Genomic DNA, 14,996 nt, shown 5'->3' with positions numbered 1-14,996 from the left:
CTCCGCGCAGCCAGCCTGCGCGGAGCTCGCGCCGAACCGGCTTGCCCGGCCGCCCCATTGCCCTTAGCCTCCCCTCCCGCATCTATTGCGCAAGGAACCTCCATGCATTGGATCACCCGCCCCGGCTGGCCGGGCAATCTGCTGGCGCTGGTCGCCGGCACGCTGACCACCCTCTCCCTGGCGCCCTTCGACATCTGGCCATTGGCCCTGCTGTCGGTGGCGCTGCTGTACCTCGGCCTGCGCGAAACCGCAGCGAAGCAGGCGGCACAGCGCGGTTGGTGCTATGGCTTTGGTCTGTTCGCCTCGGGTGTCAGCTGGGTCTATGTCAGCATTCATGATTTCGGCGCGGCGTCGCCGGCGCTGGCCGGCCTGCTCACGCTGGGCTTTGTCGCCGGGCTGGCACTGTTCTTCGCGCTGCTTGGCTGGCTCTGGGTACGCCTGCTGCGCAATCGCCATTCCGCACTTGGTGATGCGCTGGCCTTCAGCGCGCTCTGGCTGGCATTCGATGCGCTGCGGGGCTGGGTTCTCACGGGCTTCCCCTGGCTGTACATCGGCTACAGCCAGCTGGATGGCCCGCTGGCCGGCTTGGCGCCGCTCGGCGGCGTCTGGCTGCTGAGCTTTGCCATCGCACTGAACGCGACGCTGCTGGTCGCGCTACCACGCCTGCGTGCCGATAAGCCGCGCCTGGCGCTGACCATCGCGCTGCTGGCAGCGCCCTGGATTGCCGGGCTGCTGCTGAACGGGCATGCCTGGACGACGCCCAAGGGTGAGCCGCTCAGCGTCGCCGCGGTGCAGGGCAACGTCGCGCAAAGCATGAAGTGGGACCCGAAGAAGCTCGAGATGCAGCTGCTGCTGTATCGCGACATGACCTTTCGCAGCCGCCCGGCGGACCTGATCGTCTGGCCGGAGACTGCTGTGCCGATCCTCAAGGAACACGCTGAGGGCTATCTGAAGATGATGGCCGGCTTCGCCGAACAGCGCGACGCGGCCCTGATCACCGGCGTGCCGGTACGCCAGCCCAACGCCGACGGCGAACTGCGCTACTACAACGGCCTGACCACGGCCGGTGATGCCAGCGGCAGCTACCTCAAGCAGAAGCTGGTGCCTTTCGGTGAGTACGTGCCGCTGCAGGATCTGCTGCGCGGCCTGATCGCCTTCTTCGACCTGCCGATGTCCGATTTCGCCCGCGGCGAGTCCGGCCAGCCGCTGCTGCAGGCCAAGGGACTGCAGATCGCACCGTACATCTGCTACGAGGTGGTTTATCCGGAGTTCGCTGCCGGCCTCGCGGCGCAGAGCGACCTGCTGCTGACGGTGAGCAACGACGCCTGGTTCGGCCGCTCCATCGGCCCGCTGCAGCATCTGCAGATGGCACAGATGCGTGCGCTGGAGGCCGGACGCTGGATGATCCGCGCAACCAACAACGGCATTACCGTGCTGATCGACCCTTACGGGGACATCACTGAGCAGATTCCGCAATTCGAACAGGCGGTGCTGTATGGCGAGGTCACGCCGATGCAGGGGCTGACGCCCTACCTGCGCTGGCGCTCCTGGCCGCTGATCGCGGTATGCGTGTCGCTGCTCGGCTGGGCGCTGATCAGGCGCAAGGCGTAGTCCGATAGCCTTTCAGAAGGCAGGCTTCGGCGCCGGGTGCCGATGCCTGCCGATGCTGCACGCAAGTCAGGCCAGGCAAACCGCGCAAGAATCAGGTCGTCGCCTCACTCTGCCGCAGAGCGGTAAACCAGCGGATAGACCGCCATCCCGACCACTTCGTTGAGCAGCATGCCGTTCTGCCAGAACGCCTTGGATTCCGGCAGCCAGCCATCGAGCGGGCGCGCGTTGTGCCCGCCCATGAAGCCCACGGGGGCCGCGATCACCTCGATGCCGTTCTGCTCGAAGCACCAGCGCGAGCGCGGCATATGCGCGGCAGAGGTGACCAGCACAACCCGCTCGACGCCGGCGGCGCGCAGCATCTCGGCGCTGAACAGGGCGTTTTCCCAGGTGGTGCGACTGCGCTCCTCGAGCCAGCGCGTGGCCACGCCGAAGTCACGCTGCAACACCTCCGCACCGAGCATCGCCTCGCTGGGCGGCTGCCCGTAGTGCAGGCCGCCACTGGTGAGAATCGGCAGCCCGCTGGCCTTGGCCAGCCGTGCGGCATAGCGCAGGCGCTCCAGTGCGGTGTAGCCGGGCTGATCGCCGCCCCAGGCCGGATCGTTCTGCTCGCGCCCCGCGCCCAGCACCACAATGGCACCCGCCTGCTCCGCCACTCCCGACCATTGCGCCTCGACGAGCGCCGGTTCGCTCTCGACCAGACGAGCCGTCCACTCCACGACGATAGGCAAACTCATCAGCCAGAGTCCGGCGAACCCGGTGACGAAACACAATGCTGCCAGCCTCGGCGAACGACGACGCAGCCACCACCCGAGCAGCAGCAAAAGCAGCAACACACCTGGTGGCAACAGCAGTTGCTTGAAGAAATAGCGAATCGGCATCCAAGCTCTCCGGCAAAAGGCCAACACTCTAGCGGCTGTCAGCGCTTTTGTCGGCGCAAGCCTGGCTCAGTGTCTCGGATAGGTATGCAGACGTTGTCGCGCTCGCAGCAACTGCGAGCCACAAGCCGGGCACGCAGCGGGGCCGGCGCCGTCCGGCCAGCTCACTTCGGCATTGCACAGCGCGCAGCTCAGGGTCTGCTGCAGGTGCAGGGGTGCATGTTTGGGGCGTATGGCATGTCGCTGCCGGCTACCGCCGCGCACCGTGGGGCGCAACGCCTGGCGGCTCAGATGGGCCTGTTCTTCCGCGGCTGCATGCCAGCCCGAAAGCCATTGCGAATCGCGCTGTAGGTAGGCACGGATCAGCTCGAATTCGGCCGGTGTCAGACCCCGGACTTCCAGGTCACCCACACCAGCTTCGCCTGCCGTACCCCGCTCCGCCTCCTGCAACGCCGAACTCAGCCGCTGCAATACCCGCGCATAAAGACTGCTGTCCTCCGACTGCGGCTCTCTGTTCATCAAACTCACCTCGCATTCATCCCGCCCCTGGATCAAGCGTAGCTCAGCCTGACTCAGTGAAGCCGCGTGCGACGGACGGAACCCCTGCCGGATACGGCAAATCGGGTTTCCCTAGGCCGCGGGGGGTCATGTATGCTACGGCGCTTCCATGCCTCCGCCCGCAACCCGCAGGGCCGCGTTTGCGCCAGTTCCGCCGGACCTGCCAGACGAGCCTGCGCCAGCATATTTGCGGAGAGCCAGCCCCCATCCCAACGCCAGTAGCCATGCACGAACAGTATCAGCCCCGCGAAATCGAAGCCGCCGCGCAGTCCCATTGGGATTCGCAGAAATCCTTTGAAGTGAGCGAACAGCCCGGCAAGGACACCTTCTATTGCCTGTCGATGTTCCCCTACCCCAGCGGCAAGCTGCACATGGGGCACGTGCGCAACTACACCATCGGTGACGTGATCGCCCGCTATCAGCGCATGCAGGGCAAGAACGTGCTGCAGCCCATGGGCTGGGACGCCTTCGGCATGCCGGCAGAAAACGCCGCGATGAAGAATCAGGTGGCGCCGGCCAAGTGGACCTACGAGAACATCGCCTACATGAAAGCCCAGCTGAAGAGCCTGGGCCTGGCGGTCGACTGGACGCGTGAAGTCACCACCTGCAAGCCCGACTACTACCGCTGGGAGCAGTGGCTGTTCACCCGCCTGTACGAAAAGGGCGTGATCTACCGCAAGAACGGCACCGTCAACTGGGATCCGGTCGACCAGACCGTGCTGGCCAACGAGCAGGTCATCGACGGCCGCGGCTGGCGCTCGGGCGCGCTGATCGAGAAGCGCGAAATCCCGATGTACTACTTCAAGATCACCGCCTACGCGGATGAGCTGCTGGAGAGTCTGGACGAGCTGGATGGCTGGCCGGAACAGGTCAAGACCATGCAGCGCAACTGGATCGGCAAGTCGCGTGGCATGGAGATCAGCTTCCCCTACGACGTCGCCAGCATCGGCAGCGAAGGGCAGATGAAGGTCTTCACCACCCGCCCCGATACGCTGATGGGCGCCACCTACGTGGCGGTGGCCGCCGAACACCCGCTGGCGACCCTGGCCGCACAGAACAACCCCGAGCTGCAGGCCTTCATCGACGAATGCAAGCGCGGCGGCGTCGCCGAAGCCGACATCGCCACTCAGGAGAAGAAAGGCCTCGCCACCTCCCTGCGCGTGCAGCATCCGCTGACCGGCGAGCTGCTGCCGGTGTGGGTCGCCAACTACGTGCTGATGAACTACGGCGAAGGCGCGGTGATGGCCGTTCCGGCGCACGACGAGCGCGACTTCGAATTCGCCAGCAAGTACGGCCTGCCGATCAAGCCGGTGGTACGCACCAGTGCCGGCGACCAGACCCCGGCGCCCTGGCAGGACGCCTACGGCGAGCACGGCGAGCTGATCAATTCAGGCGTCTTCGACGGCCTGGATTTCGAGGGTGCCTTCGACGCCATCGAAGTGGCGTTGCAGAAGAAGGGCCTCGGCCAGGCGCGCACCCAGTTCCGCCTGCGCGACTGGGGCATCAGCCGCCAGCGTTACTGGGGCTGCCCGATCCCGATCATCCATTGCGACAGCTGTGGCGACGTCCCCGTGCCGGAAGACCAGTTGCCGGTCGTGCTGCCGGAAGACGTGGTGCCGGACGGCGCCGGCAGCCCGCTGGCGCGCATGCCAGAATTCTACGAATGCAGCTGCCCGAAGTGCGGCGCGCCGGCCAAGCGTGAAACCGACACCATGGACACCTTCGTCGAGTCGTCCTGGTACTTCGCCCGCTATGCCAGCCCCCACTACGATCAGGGCATGGTCGACCCGGCTGCCGCCAACCACTGGCTACCGGTGGATCAGTACATCGGCGGCATCGAGCACGCCATCCTGCACCTGCTCTATGCACGCTTCTTCCACAAGCTGATGCGCGACGAGGGGCTGGTCAGCTCGAACGAGCCGTTCAAGAACCTGCTGACCCAGGGCATGGTCGTGGCCGATACCTATTACCGCACCCTGGAAAACGGCGGCAAGGACTGGTTCAACCCGGCCGATGTCGTCGTCGAGCGTGATGCCAAGGCCAAGGTCATCGGCGCCAAACTCGCCAGCGATGGTCTGCCGGTGGAAATCGGCGGCACCGAGAAGATGTCCAAGTCGAAGAACAACGGCGTCGACCCGCAGGCCATGATCGATGCCTATGGCGCCGACACCTGCCGCCTGTTCATGATGTTCGCCTCGCCGCCGGACATGAGCCTGGAGTGGTCCGACTCCGGCGTCGAGGGCGCGAGCCGCTTCCTGCGCCGGGTCTGGCGTCTGGCACATGCACATGTCAGCGCAGGCGTCGCAGGCGCGCTGGACACCGCCGGCCTGAACGACGAGCAGAAGGCCGTGCGCCGGGCGATTCACCTTGCGATCAGACAGGCCAGTGTCGATGTCGGCCAGCACCACAAATTCAACACCGCCATTGCCCAGGTGATGACGCTGATGAACGTGCTGGAAAAGGCCCCGACCGCCGACGCACAGGACCGCGCGCTGCTGCAGGAAGGTCTGGAAACCGTCGCCCTGCTGCTCGCGCCGATCACGCCGCATATTTCTCACGAACTCTGGCAGCAACTCGGCAAGCAGGGCGCGATCATCGATGCCTCATGGCCGAAGGTCGACGAATCCGCCCTGGTGCAGGACAGCCTGACCCTGGTGGTGCAGGTCAACGGCAAGCTGCGCGGTCAGATCGAAGTACCGGCCGCCGCCACTCGCGAGGAAGTCGAGGCCGCCGCCCGTGGCAACGAGAACGTGCTGCGCTTCACCGAAGGCCTGGCCATCCGCAAGGTCATCGTGGTGCCGGGCAAACTGGTCAATATCGTCGCTAACTGATTCGGCCCCGGCGCATGCGCCGGGCCTGCAAGGGGATAACAAGATGAACACACGGAACCTGATGGTGCTGGGCCTGACGCTGCTGCTGAGCGCCTGCGGCTTCCAGCTGCGCGGCACCGGCGATGTCGAGTTCGGCCTCAAGGAAGTCAACCTGCAAGCGCGTAACAGCTACGGCGAAACGGTGCAGCAGCTCGAAGACCTGCTCAAGAGCAACGGCGTACGCGTCACTCCGGCTGCCAAGTACAGCCTCAACCTGGCCAACGAGCAGACCCGCCAGCGCACCGCGAGCTACACCAGCTCGGCACGCAGCGCCGAGTACGAGCTGACCAGCACGCTCGCCTACGAATTCCGCGGCCCGCAGAATCTGCTGCTGCTCGAAGACAGCATCGAAGTGCAGAAGGTCTACGTGCACGACAGCAACAACCTGATCGGCTCGTCCCAGGAAGGCGATCAGCTGCGTCAGGAAATGCGCCGCGAGCTGCTGCAACAACTGGCCCTGCGCATCCAGCGCATCACGCCGTCACAGCTCGATCGCCTGCAGCAGGAAGCCGAAGCCAAGGCGCGCGCCGAGGCTGAAGCCATGGAAGCCGCCCGACGCGCCCAGGATGCACAGCCGCAACAGTCACCCATCCAGCTGCCCATCCAGTAACCGGTAACGGGGGCCTCAAGGCCCCCGTCTTCGCATCATGAAGCTTTCTCCCGCTCAGCTCGGCAAACACCTGCAAGGCCCGCTGGCGCCGGTTTACGTCGTCTGTGGCGATGAGCACCTGTTGTGCCAGGAAGCCTACGATGCGATCCGCGCCGCGACACGCGCACAGGGTTTCAGCGAGCGTCAGGTCTTTCATGTGGAAACCGGCTTCGACTGGGGCCAGCTGATCGAGGCAGGCGCCAGCCTGTCGCTGTTTGCGGAAAAACGCCTGCTCGAGTTGCGCATTCCCAACGGCAAGCCCGGGGACAAGGGCGCCGCGGCGCTGCTGGACTACCTGGCGCGCCCGGCCGAGGACACCGTACTGCTGATCAGCCTGCCCAAACTCGACGGCAGTACCCAGAAGACCAAATGGGCGAAAGCGCTGATCGACGGCAAGGACGTGCAATTCCTGCAGATCTGGCCGGTAGATGCCGCGCAGTTGCCGCAATGGATTCGCCAGCGCCTGGCCCAGGCGGGCCTGTCCGCCGATCAGGAAGCGGTCGAACTGATCGCTGCCCGGGTTGAAGGCAATCTGTTGGCTGCGGCACAGGAAATCGAGAAGCTCAAATTGCTTGCCGAAGCCGGGCAGGTCACCGCGGACACCGTGCAAGCAGCAGTCGCCGACAGCGCCCGCTACGATGTCTTCGGCCTGATCGACGCCACCCTGCATGGTCAGGCTGCTCACGCCCTGCACATGCTGGAAGGACTGCGCGGCGAAGGGGTCGAAGCGCCGGTGATCCTCTGGGCGCTGGCGCGCGAACTGCGCTTGCTGGCCAATATTGCTCAGCAGTACGCCCAGGGTATTCCACTCGACCGCGCCTTCAGCCAGGCCCGCCCACCGGTATGGGACAAGCGCCGCCCGCTCGTTTCCAAGGCACTGCAACGGCACAACGTGGCCGGCTGGAGCCGATTGCTGATGGATGCGCAACGCATCGACGAGCAGATCAAGGGCCAGGCGCCCGGCGATCCGTGGATCGGGCTGGCCGATATCTGCCTGCAGCTGAGCGGCCGTCGCATCGGCGCCTAGCTGCCAGAACGCGTCGCCCGCCCGCACTGGACAATTTTTGTACAAGGCCTATGATGCCCTCGCCCGACAGTGGGCCACTACGAGGGAAATCCGATGAGCACACGCAAGAAACGGCCGAACAAGGCCAAACGCCTGGTCGCGCAACCCCTGTTCCGCCAACGCCAGGAAACGCCGAAAAAAGGCAAAGGCAGCTACCGTCGCGAAGCCTCCCAGTCCACCAACTGGGAGGCTTCGGTCCTTCTGGCAGCCTGAAAACCCAACACCGCCAAAGCGTGATAATGTCTGCGGCCGACGACACGTTTCGAGAGTGGTGCATGTATCACACCTTCGTTCCCGTTCTGCTGCTACGTACCCTGGTTGCCGCTTCGGCGATGAGCCTGGTCGTTGCCTGTGCAGCCGAACCCCTTGCGCAGTCCACTCTGGTCAGTACCGCCTCACCCTCAACCAGTGCGCATAGCGACACCGCCGCGGTCGACCTGGTCCCCGAAAGTCCGCATCTGAGCTTCAGCCAGTGGCGCGACCAGTTCCGTAGCGAGGCCCTGGCGGCAGGCATTTCCGCCAAGACCTTCGATCAGGCGTTTGCCGGCGTCGAACCCGACCCTGCCGTCATCGCCGCCGATCGTAGCCAGCCCGAATTCACTCGCCCCGTATGGCAGTACCTGGAAGGTGCCATCTCCCCTCAGCGCGTGCGCAGCGGCCAGCGCCTGCTCAGCGAGCATGCCGCCACGCTGGACAAGATCGAGGCGCGCTACGGCGTCGATCGCGAAACCCTGGTCGCCGTCTGGGGCCTGGAGAGCAGCTTCGGCCAGATCATGGGCGACAAGTCGGTCATACGCTCGCTGGCGACGCTTGCCCATGAAGGCCGCCGTCCGGCCTTCGCCAAGAGCCAGCTGATCGCCGCACTGGAAATCCTCCAGCATGGCGATGTTGCGCCACAGCGCATGCGCGGTTCCTGGGCCGGCGCCATGGGACAGACGCAGTTCATTCCGACCACCTACAACACCCACGCCGTGGATTTTGACGGCGACGGCAAGCGCGACATCTGGAACAGCTCCGCCGATGCCCTGGCTTCGGCAGCGCACTACCTGCAGGCGTCCGGCTGGAAACAGGGACAACCCTGGGGATTCGAGGTGCAGTTGCCGAAAGGCTTCGACTACGCCCTGGCCGACAACGAGATCCGCAAGCCGCTTGCCGAATGGCGCCGCCTTGGCCTTCATGGCCTGCCAAGAGGCCAGGACGAAGCCAACGCCAGCCTGCTGCTGCCAGCCGGTCACCGCGGCCCGGCATTCCTCATCATGGATAACTTCCGCGCCATCCTGCGCTACAACAATTCTTCGGCCTATGCGCTGGCGATCGGCCTGCTGGCAGAGAATTTCCAAGGCAAGGGACAGGTTGCCGGCAGCTGGCCACGCGGCGAACAGCCGCTCAGTCGCTCCGAACGCCTGGAACTGCAGGAACGCCTCGTCGCTCAGGGCTTCGACCCAGGCACACCGGATGGCATCATCGGCGCCAATACCCGCAAGGCCATCCGCGGCTTCCAGCAACGCCTGGGCTGGCCTGCAGACGGTCACCCCACCCAGGAACTGCTCGGCCGTCTACGCGCCCAACCCTGATCGCCAAACTCAACAGATAGCGACGAAAAAGCCCCGGTCATGCCGGGGCTTTTGCTTTCATCTACAGGCGAGAGCCGTGGTTACCATCAATGCTTGATGGCCACCTCATAGAGGTAATCCGGCAACGGATCGATGACCACCTGCTGCCCCTGGTAATGCGCTTGCACTGCCTCACGCGGCACGACGCCATGGGGTACGCGCTGGTCGCCGCCGAGACGCTGGCGAGCACGGTAGTCGATCACACAGCCATCGGTTTCGACCCAGAAGTGCGGCGATACCACCTTTCCGTCCAGCTCGACCTGCCCCAACATCGCTCGGTATGGAATGTGCTGCTTGGCCAGTCGCGTCACGACCAGGCGACTCATTGCATCGCACTCGACCTTCGCGGCATCCAGATCGTCAAGGAGGTTCTTTAACTGGGGTTCGTTCATCTGCTGTGGCCCTCGGTTGGCCTCATGGTGTAAACGAACGCCACTATAGACGAAAGTCTAATGCGGCGTAATGCCGCAATTTTCTTGCCAACGCTTCGCTTGCACGCAGGAGAGATGTAAGCGCGCGGGCAGAAAAAAACCGCGGAGTCACTGATGACCTCCGCGGTTTCCTTGTAACGGCTGTCCAGATCAGTCGTTCTTGGCCCCATGGGCCTGCTGATCGGCGTGGTACGAAGAGCGTACCAGCGGGCCTGAAGCAATGTTCTTGAAGCCCATCTTCATGCCCTCTTCGGCAAACCAGGCGAAGGTATCGGGATGCACGAAGCGCTGCACCGGCAGGTGGTTGCGCGACGGCTGCAGATACTGGCCGAGCGTGAGCATGTCGATGTCGTGCTCGCGCATGCGGTGCATGACCTCGATGACCTCTTCGTCGGTTTCGCCCAGCCCGAGCATCAGCCCGGATTTGGTCGGTACGCCCGGAACGCGCTGCTTGAACTTCTCCAGCAGATCCAGCGACCACTCGAAATCCGAGCCCGGGCGTGACGACTTGTACAGCCGCGGCACGGTTTCCAGGTTGTGGTTGAACACATCCGGCGGCTCGCTGGCGGTGATGTCCAGTGCGATATCCATGCGGCCGCGATAGTCAGGGACCAGCGTTTCCAGCTGGATCGATGGCGACAGCTTGCGAATCTCGCGCAGGCAATCGGCAAAATGCTGCGCGCCGCCGTCACGCAGGTCGTCGCGGTCGACCGAGGTGATCACCACGTACTTCAGGCGCATGTCGGCGATGGCCTGGGCCAGGTTCTTCGGCTCATCCGGGTCCAGCGCATTCGGCCGACCATGGCCGACGTCGCAGAACGGGCAGCGCCGCGTGCAGATGTCGCCCATGATCATGAAGGTCGCCGTCCCGCTGGAGAAGCACTCGCCCAGGTTCGGGCAGGAGGCCTCCTCGCAGACGCTGTGCAGCTTGTGTTTGCGCAGGGTCTGCTTGATCTGGTCGACCTCCGGGGAAACCGGGATGCGCACGCGAATCCAGTCCGGCTTCTTCGGCAGCTCATCGGTGGGGATGATCTTCACCGGAATTCGCGCAACCTTCTCGGCACCGCGCAGCTTGACGCCGGCTTCAACCTTGGCTGGGCGCTTGCCTGCTGTTTCTACACTACTCATATGCTTCGATTCCGCCCGCGAGGGTCTTCTGTTGCGCGTATCCGAGCTGCCGGACCAGTTGCTCGCGCAGTCTATCGGCCACTTGGCAGATGTCGATCGGTCCGATCAAGTCACGTATCTGGGTCATGGGCAACCCTGCATAACCGCAGGGATTGATGCGCCGGAAAGGTTCGAGATCCATATCCACGTTCAGCGCCAGGCCGTGGAAGGATCGGCCGTTGCGAATGCGCAGGCCCAACGACGCGATCTTCGCGCCATTGACGTAAACACCGGGAGCATCCGGTTTGGCTGTCGCCTCGACGCCGTACTCCCCAAGCAGATCGATCAGGCTGCGCTCGATGCGGCTTACCAGTTCGCGCACGCCGATTCCGAGGCGACGGACATCGAGCAACAGATAGCCAACCAACTGGCCGGGGCCGTGATAGGTGACCTGCCCGCCACGGTCCACCTGTACCACCGGGATATCGCCCGGAAACAGCAGGTGTTCGGCCTTTCCGGCCTGCCCCTGGGTAAACACAGGCGGATGCTGCAGCAGCCAGATTTCGTCGTCGCTGTCCGCATCGCGTGTATTGGTGAACTGCTGCATGGCCTGCCAGGCAGACCGGTATTCGATCAGACCGAGCTCACGCACACCCACTTCGTGGGTCATCACAGCACCATGTGAACACGGCCGGTGGCCCGCAGGTCGACATGGATGGCCTGCAGCTGCTCGACGCCGGTGGCGGTGATCAGTACCTGCAGCGAAAGAAAGCGCCCGTTGCGACTGTCACGGGTGACTAAGGTGGTCTCGTCGAAATCCGGCGCGTGGCGCTGGATGACTTCGATCACAACCTCCCGAAACCCTTCGCCGGCGTCGCCGATCACCTTGATCGGGTAGCGCTCGCAAGGGAAGTCGATCTTGGGTGCAGCAACATCTTGATTATCGGTCATGGCGTAACGGACTCGTGATCCGCAGGTGCGCCGCGGCGGGATCAGCCAGGGCGCACTGGAGCGTGGTCAGTTGAACAGGCTGTAGAAGAAGAGGCGAATGCTATCCCAAAAGCGACGGAACAGCCCACCCTCTTCGATGGTCTCCAGCGCCACCAGGTCAGTGCTGCGTACCACCTTGTCGTCCAGCTTGACCTCGACCTTGCCGATCACATCGCCCTGCTGGATCGGCGCGGTGAGTGTGCCGTTGAAGCTCATCACAGCCTGCAGTTTTTCTACCTGGCCACGCGGCAGGGTCATGGTCAGATCCTGTGCCAGACCCGCCTTCAGCTTGTCCTGCTGGCCTTTCCAGACCTGCGCCTGGGCCAGCTCAGTGCCTTTCTGGTAGAAGGTGCGGGTCTCGAAGAAGCGGAAGCCATAGGTCAGCAGTTTCTGGGTCTCTGCTGCACGGGCCTGCTCGCTGTCGGTGCCGAACACCACCGAGATCAGACGCATGTTGTCGCGCACTGCGGAGGCCACCAGGCAGTAGCCGGCTTCTTCGGTATGGCCTGTTTTCAGGCCATCGACGGTCTTGTCGCGCCACAACAGCAGGTTGCGGTTCGGCTGCTTGATGTTGTTCCAGAAGAACTCTTTCTGCGCATAGATGGCGTAGTGCGCCGGATCTTCATAGATGATCGCCCGGGCCAGCTTGGCCATATCGCTTGCCGAGGAGTAGTGATCCGGGTCCGGCAGGCCGGTGGCATTCATGAAATGGGTATTGGTCATGCCCAGACGCTGGGCCGCGCTGTTCATCAGATCGGCGAACGCTTCTTCGCTGCCGGCGATGTGCTCGGCCATGGCCACGCTGGCGTCGTTGCCCGACTGAATGATGATGCCGTGCAGCAGGTCGTCCACCGAAACCTGCGTATTGACCTGGATGAACATACGCGAGCCACCGGTACGCCAGGCTTTCTCACTCACGGTGACCATGTCGTTGTCACTGATCTGGCCCTTCTGGATTTCCAGGGTGGCGATGTAGGCAGTCATCAACTTGGTCAGGCTGGCGGGCGGCAGGCGTTCGTCACCATTGTGCTCGACCAGCACCTCGCCGCTGGCTGCGTCCATCAGCAGGTAGGACTTGGCCGCCAGCTGCGGAGCCGACGGCAGGATCTGGGCCGCCCAGACGGTCGGAGCGACCGCCAGCAGAGTGAGGACTATGAAGCGTTGCACGAGGCTGGTGATGTTCATCCGAATCTCAAGGTTGGTCAGGTAAAACAGGCAAGGTTTGCAAATGGTCAGTCGGCGGCGACACGTCGCGGCTGTCCAAGATTGGCCAGGCGTACGCTCTGCTCGAGCTGCATCGCCTCATCCGGCGTGTCGATGGGTCCCAGTCGCACCCGATGCAGGGTCTGCTGGTTGTGTACCACCGAGCTGATGAACACCGGAGCAGACACCACGCCGCTCAGCTTGTCCTTCAGCAACTGCGCTGCATCCGGATTGGCGAAGGCGCCAACCTGGAGAAACAGGCCAGAGGCTGCGGGCGAAGCGTTTTTTTTTGCGTCGATTTCAAGCGGTACCGTGGCCGCAGCGTGTTGCTGGGGTGGTGGCGTGTACTGCTCGATCGGCTGGGCAATGCTGCTTGCGGGCTTGGCAGCCGCCATCTGCGGCTGCGCCATCATGCCAGGTACCGGCCGCCCCTGCTGCGCCCACCATTGCTCCGGGTCGATCCCTTCGACCTTGACCCGCGCCGTACCGCTTTCGGCAAAGCCGAGCTTTTTCGCCGCCGCGAAAGACAGATCGATGATGCGATCGGAGTAGAACGGACCTCGGTCGTTGACGCGCAACGTCACGGTACGTCCGTTATCCAGATTGGTGACCTTGACGTAGGTGGGCAATGGCAGGGTCTTGTGCGCCGCGCTCATGCCGTAGAGGTCGTACTTTTCGCCATTGGCGGTGGGCTGTCCGTGAAACTTGGTGCCGTACCAGGAGGCGGTCCCGGTAGCGGAGTAACGCCGACCGTCACTGATCGGGAAATACGTCTTGCCCAGCACGGTGTAAGGGTTGGCCTTGTACGGACCGTAATGCGGCATCGGTACCGCATCCTGGATCTGCGAAACATCCACATCCCACCAGGGCGCGCCGTCCTTGTGTGGCCGCGCGTAATCGCCTGGGCCGCTGGTCCCGGCGCTCTTGCTCGGCGGGCTGCTGGGCGCGGGGGTCGACGAACAACTCGCCAATAGCACGCCAGTCACGCCCAGCGCTACAAGCCTTGTCCAGATAGCACTCATTGTTCGCCTCGCGCTTCGGCCAGCAACTGTGACAGCTGATGCACGGCCATGGCATACATGACGCTGCGGTTATAGCGGGTGATGACGTAGAAATTCGGCAGGCCCAGCCAGTACTCGTCACCCTCTGCACCTTCCAGGCGGAACGCGGTTACTGCGGTGTCATCGGCTACGGACTTGTCGAACTGCCAACCCAGGCTGCGCATCTCGCCGGCGTTCTTCTGCGACTCCAGGCCGACGGTGAGACCTTCCTCGAAGCGCTTGCCGGACACTTTTGCACGAGCCACGACGGGCCCGCCGGCAGTCCAGCCGTGCTGCTTGAAGTAGCTTGCCGCACTACCGATGGCATCGGTGGGGTTGTTCCAGATATCAATGCGGCCGTCGGCATCGAAGTCGACGGCATAGGCGCGGAAGCTGCTCGGCATGAATTGCGGCAGTCCCATGGCCCCGGCGTAGGAGCCCTTGAGGGTCAGCGGGTCGACCTGCTCTTCACGGGTCAACAGCAGGAACTCCTTGAGCTGCTGACGGAAGAAAGGCTGCCGCGGCGGATAGTCAAAGCCCAAGGTGGACAGCGCATCGATCACTCGATGGCTACCCGTGTTGCGACCATAAAAGGTTTCGACACCGATGATCGCCACGATGATCTCGGCCGGCACCCCGTACTCGGTTTCCGCACGAGCCAGCGCCGCTTCGTTCTCGCGCCAGAAATCCACCCCTTGGGCGATGCGCGAATCGGTAAGGAAGATCGGCCGGTATTCCTTCCACGGCTTGACCCGCTCCGCCGGCCGCGAGATGGCGTCGAGAATGGCCTGCTTGCGTTCGGCCTGTTTGAACAGGTCACGCAGCTGCTCGCCGGCGAACCCGTAATCGCGGGTCATTTCCGCGATGAACTCGTCCACGTTGGGGCCGGTGTAGTCCGCGGCCTGCAGCGGAAGACTTCCCAGCACAGCGCCGGCCAAGCCCACGCCCCCCAGCATCCGTGCCACCCAGCCACGCCGTAATGA

Annotated in this window: 15 protein-coding genes; 6 read left to right on the top strand and 9 right to left on the bottom strand. The window is 63.9% G+C overall.

Annotated elements, in window-relative coordinates; all coding sequences use genetic code 11:
* Positions 1 to 102: 102 nt before the first annotated feature.
* Positions 103 to 1,611: an apolipoprotein N-acyltransferase gene (gene lnt, locus EA798_RS02375; RefSeq protein ID WP_122097922.1), complete on the top strand. Its 1,509-nt coding sequence runs from the start codon at positions 103 to 105 to the stop codon at positions 1,609 to 1,611.
* 104 nt (positions 1,612 to 1,715) lie between these two features.
* On the opposite strand, the gene EA798_RS02370 is transcribed toward lnt, so the two are convergent.
* On the bottom strand, positions 1,716 to 2,489 hold the full coding sequence (locus EA798_RS02370) for a YdcF family protein (protein WP_106157478.1): 774 nt from the start codon (positions 2,487 to 2,489) through the stop codon (positions 1,716 to 1,718).
* A 66-nt stretch (positions 2,490 to 2,555) separates the two neighbouring features.
* Positions 2,556 to 3,005: a TFIIB-type zinc ribbon-containing protein gene (locus EA798_RS02365; RefSeq protein WP_106157477.1), complete on the bottom strand. Its 450-nt coding sequence runs from the start codon at positions 3,003 to 3,005 to the stop codon at positions 2,556 to 2,558.
* A 263-nt stretch (positions 3,006 to 3,268) separates the two neighbouring features.
* Between EA798_RS02365 and leuS the strand changes: the two genes are divergently transcribed.
* The 5 genes from leuS to EA798_RS02340 all read left to right on the top strand — a co-directional run bounded on the left by leuS (position 3,269) and on the right by EA798_RS02340 (position 9,203).
* Positions 3,269 to 5,875, top strand: a complete 2,607-nt coding sequence (gene leuS / locus EA798_RS02360) for a leucine--tRNA ligase (RefSeq protein ID WP_122097921.1) — start codon at positions 3,269 to 3,271, stop codon at positions 5,873 to 5,875.
* 43 nt (positions 5,876 to 5,918) lie between these two features.
* Positions 5,919 to 6,524, top strand: a complete 606-nt coding sequence (locus EA798_RS02355; protein WP_122097920.1) for an LPS-assembly lipoprotein LptE — start codon at positions 5,919 to 5,921, stop codon at positions 6,522 to 6,524.
* Between the two features lie 37 nt (positions 6,525 to 6,561).
* Positions 6,562 to 7,590 carry a DNA polymerase III subunit delta gene (gene holA / locus EA798_RS02350; RefSeq protein WP_122097919.1) on the top strand — a complete coding sequence of 343 codons (1,029 nt, stop codon included), beginning with the start codon at positions 6,562 to 6,564 and terminating at the stop codon, positions 7,588 to 7,590.
* 93 nt (positions 7,591 to 7,683) lie between these two features.
* Positions 7,684 to 7,842, top strand: a complete 159-nt coding sequence (arfA, locus tag EA798_RS02345) for an alternative ribosome rescue factor ArfA (RefSeq protein ID WP_038656507.1) — start codon at positions 7,684 to 7,686, stop codon at positions 7,840 to 7,842.
* A gap of 62 nt (positions 7,843 to 7,904) precedes the next feature.
* Positions 7,905 to 9,203, top strand: a complete 1,299-nt coding sequence (locus EA798_RS02340; RefSeq protein WP_122097918.1) for a lytic murein transglycosylase — start codon at positions 7,905 to 7,907, stop codon at positions 9,201 to 9,203.
* A gap of 86 nt (positions 9,204 to 9,289) precedes the next feature.
* Here the strand turns inward: EA798_RS02340 and EA798_RS02335 are convergent, their stop codons facing one another.
* The 7 genes from EA798_RS02335 to mltB all read right to left on the bottom strand — a co-directional run bounded on the left by EA798_RS02335 (position 9,290) and on the right by mltB (position 14,969).
* Entirely contained in the window at positions 9,290 to 9,634 is a 345-nt protein-coding gene (locus tag EA798_RS02335; RefSeq protein WP_015275510.1) for a hypothetical protein, read from the bottom strand.
* Positions 9,635 to 9,823: 189 nt separating this feature from the next.
* A complete protein-coding gene (lipA, locus tag EA798_RS02330) occupies positions 9,824 to 10,801 on the bottom strand; it encodes a lipoyl synthase (protein ID WP_106157472.1) in 978 nt (325 codons plus the stop codon).
* Entirely contained in the window at positions 10,794 to 11,450 is a 657-nt protein-coding gene (lipB, locus tag EA798_RS02325) for a lipoyl(octanoyl) transferase LipB (RefSeq protein WP_122097917.1), read from the bottom strand. Before lipB ends, lipA begins: the two co-directional genes overlap by 8 nt.
* Positions 11,450 to 11,731, bottom strand: a complete 282-nt coding sequence (locus EA798_RS02320) for a DUF493 domain-containing protein (RefSeq protein ID WP_122097916.1) — start codon at positions 11,729 to 11,731, stop codon at positions 11,450 to 11,452. The genes lipB and EA798_RS02320 overlap by 1 nt, the downstream gene beginning before the upstream one ends.
* Before the next feature lie 66 nt (positions 11,732 to 11,797).
* Positions 11,798 to 12,955 carry a D-alanyl-D-alanine carboxypeptidase family protein gene (locus EA798_RS02315; protein ID WP_106157470.1) on the bottom strand — a complete coding sequence of 386 codons (1,158 nt, stop codon included), beginning with the start codon at positions 12,953 to 12,955 and terminating at the stop codon, positions 11,798 to 11,800.
* 47 nt (positions 12,956 to 13,002) lie between these two features.
* Complete coding sequence (locus tag EA798_RS02310) at positions 13,003 to 13,995, bottom strand: septal ring lytic transglycosylase RlpA family protein (RefSeq protein WP_122097915.1); 993 nt, start codon at positions 13,993 to 13,995, stop codon at positions 13,003 to 13,005.
* A complete protein-coding gene (gene mltB / locus EA798_RS02305; RefSeq protein WP_122097914.1) occupies positions 13,992 to 14,969 on the bottom strand; it encodes a lytic murein transglycosylase B in 978 nt (325 codons plus the stop codon). Before mltB ends, EA798_RS02310 begins: the two co-directional genes overlap by 4 nt.
* Positions 14,970 to 14,996 lie beyond the last annotated feature (27 nt).

Origin of the sequence: Pseudomonas songnenensis, from assembly GCF_003696315.1 — a bacterium.
Taxonomy (GTDB): Bacteria; Pseudomonadota; Gammaproteobacteria; order Pseudomonadales; family Pseudomonadaceae; genus Stutzerimonas; species Stutzerimonas songnenensis.
This window is presented reverse-complemented; position numbering and strand designations above follow the sequence as displayed.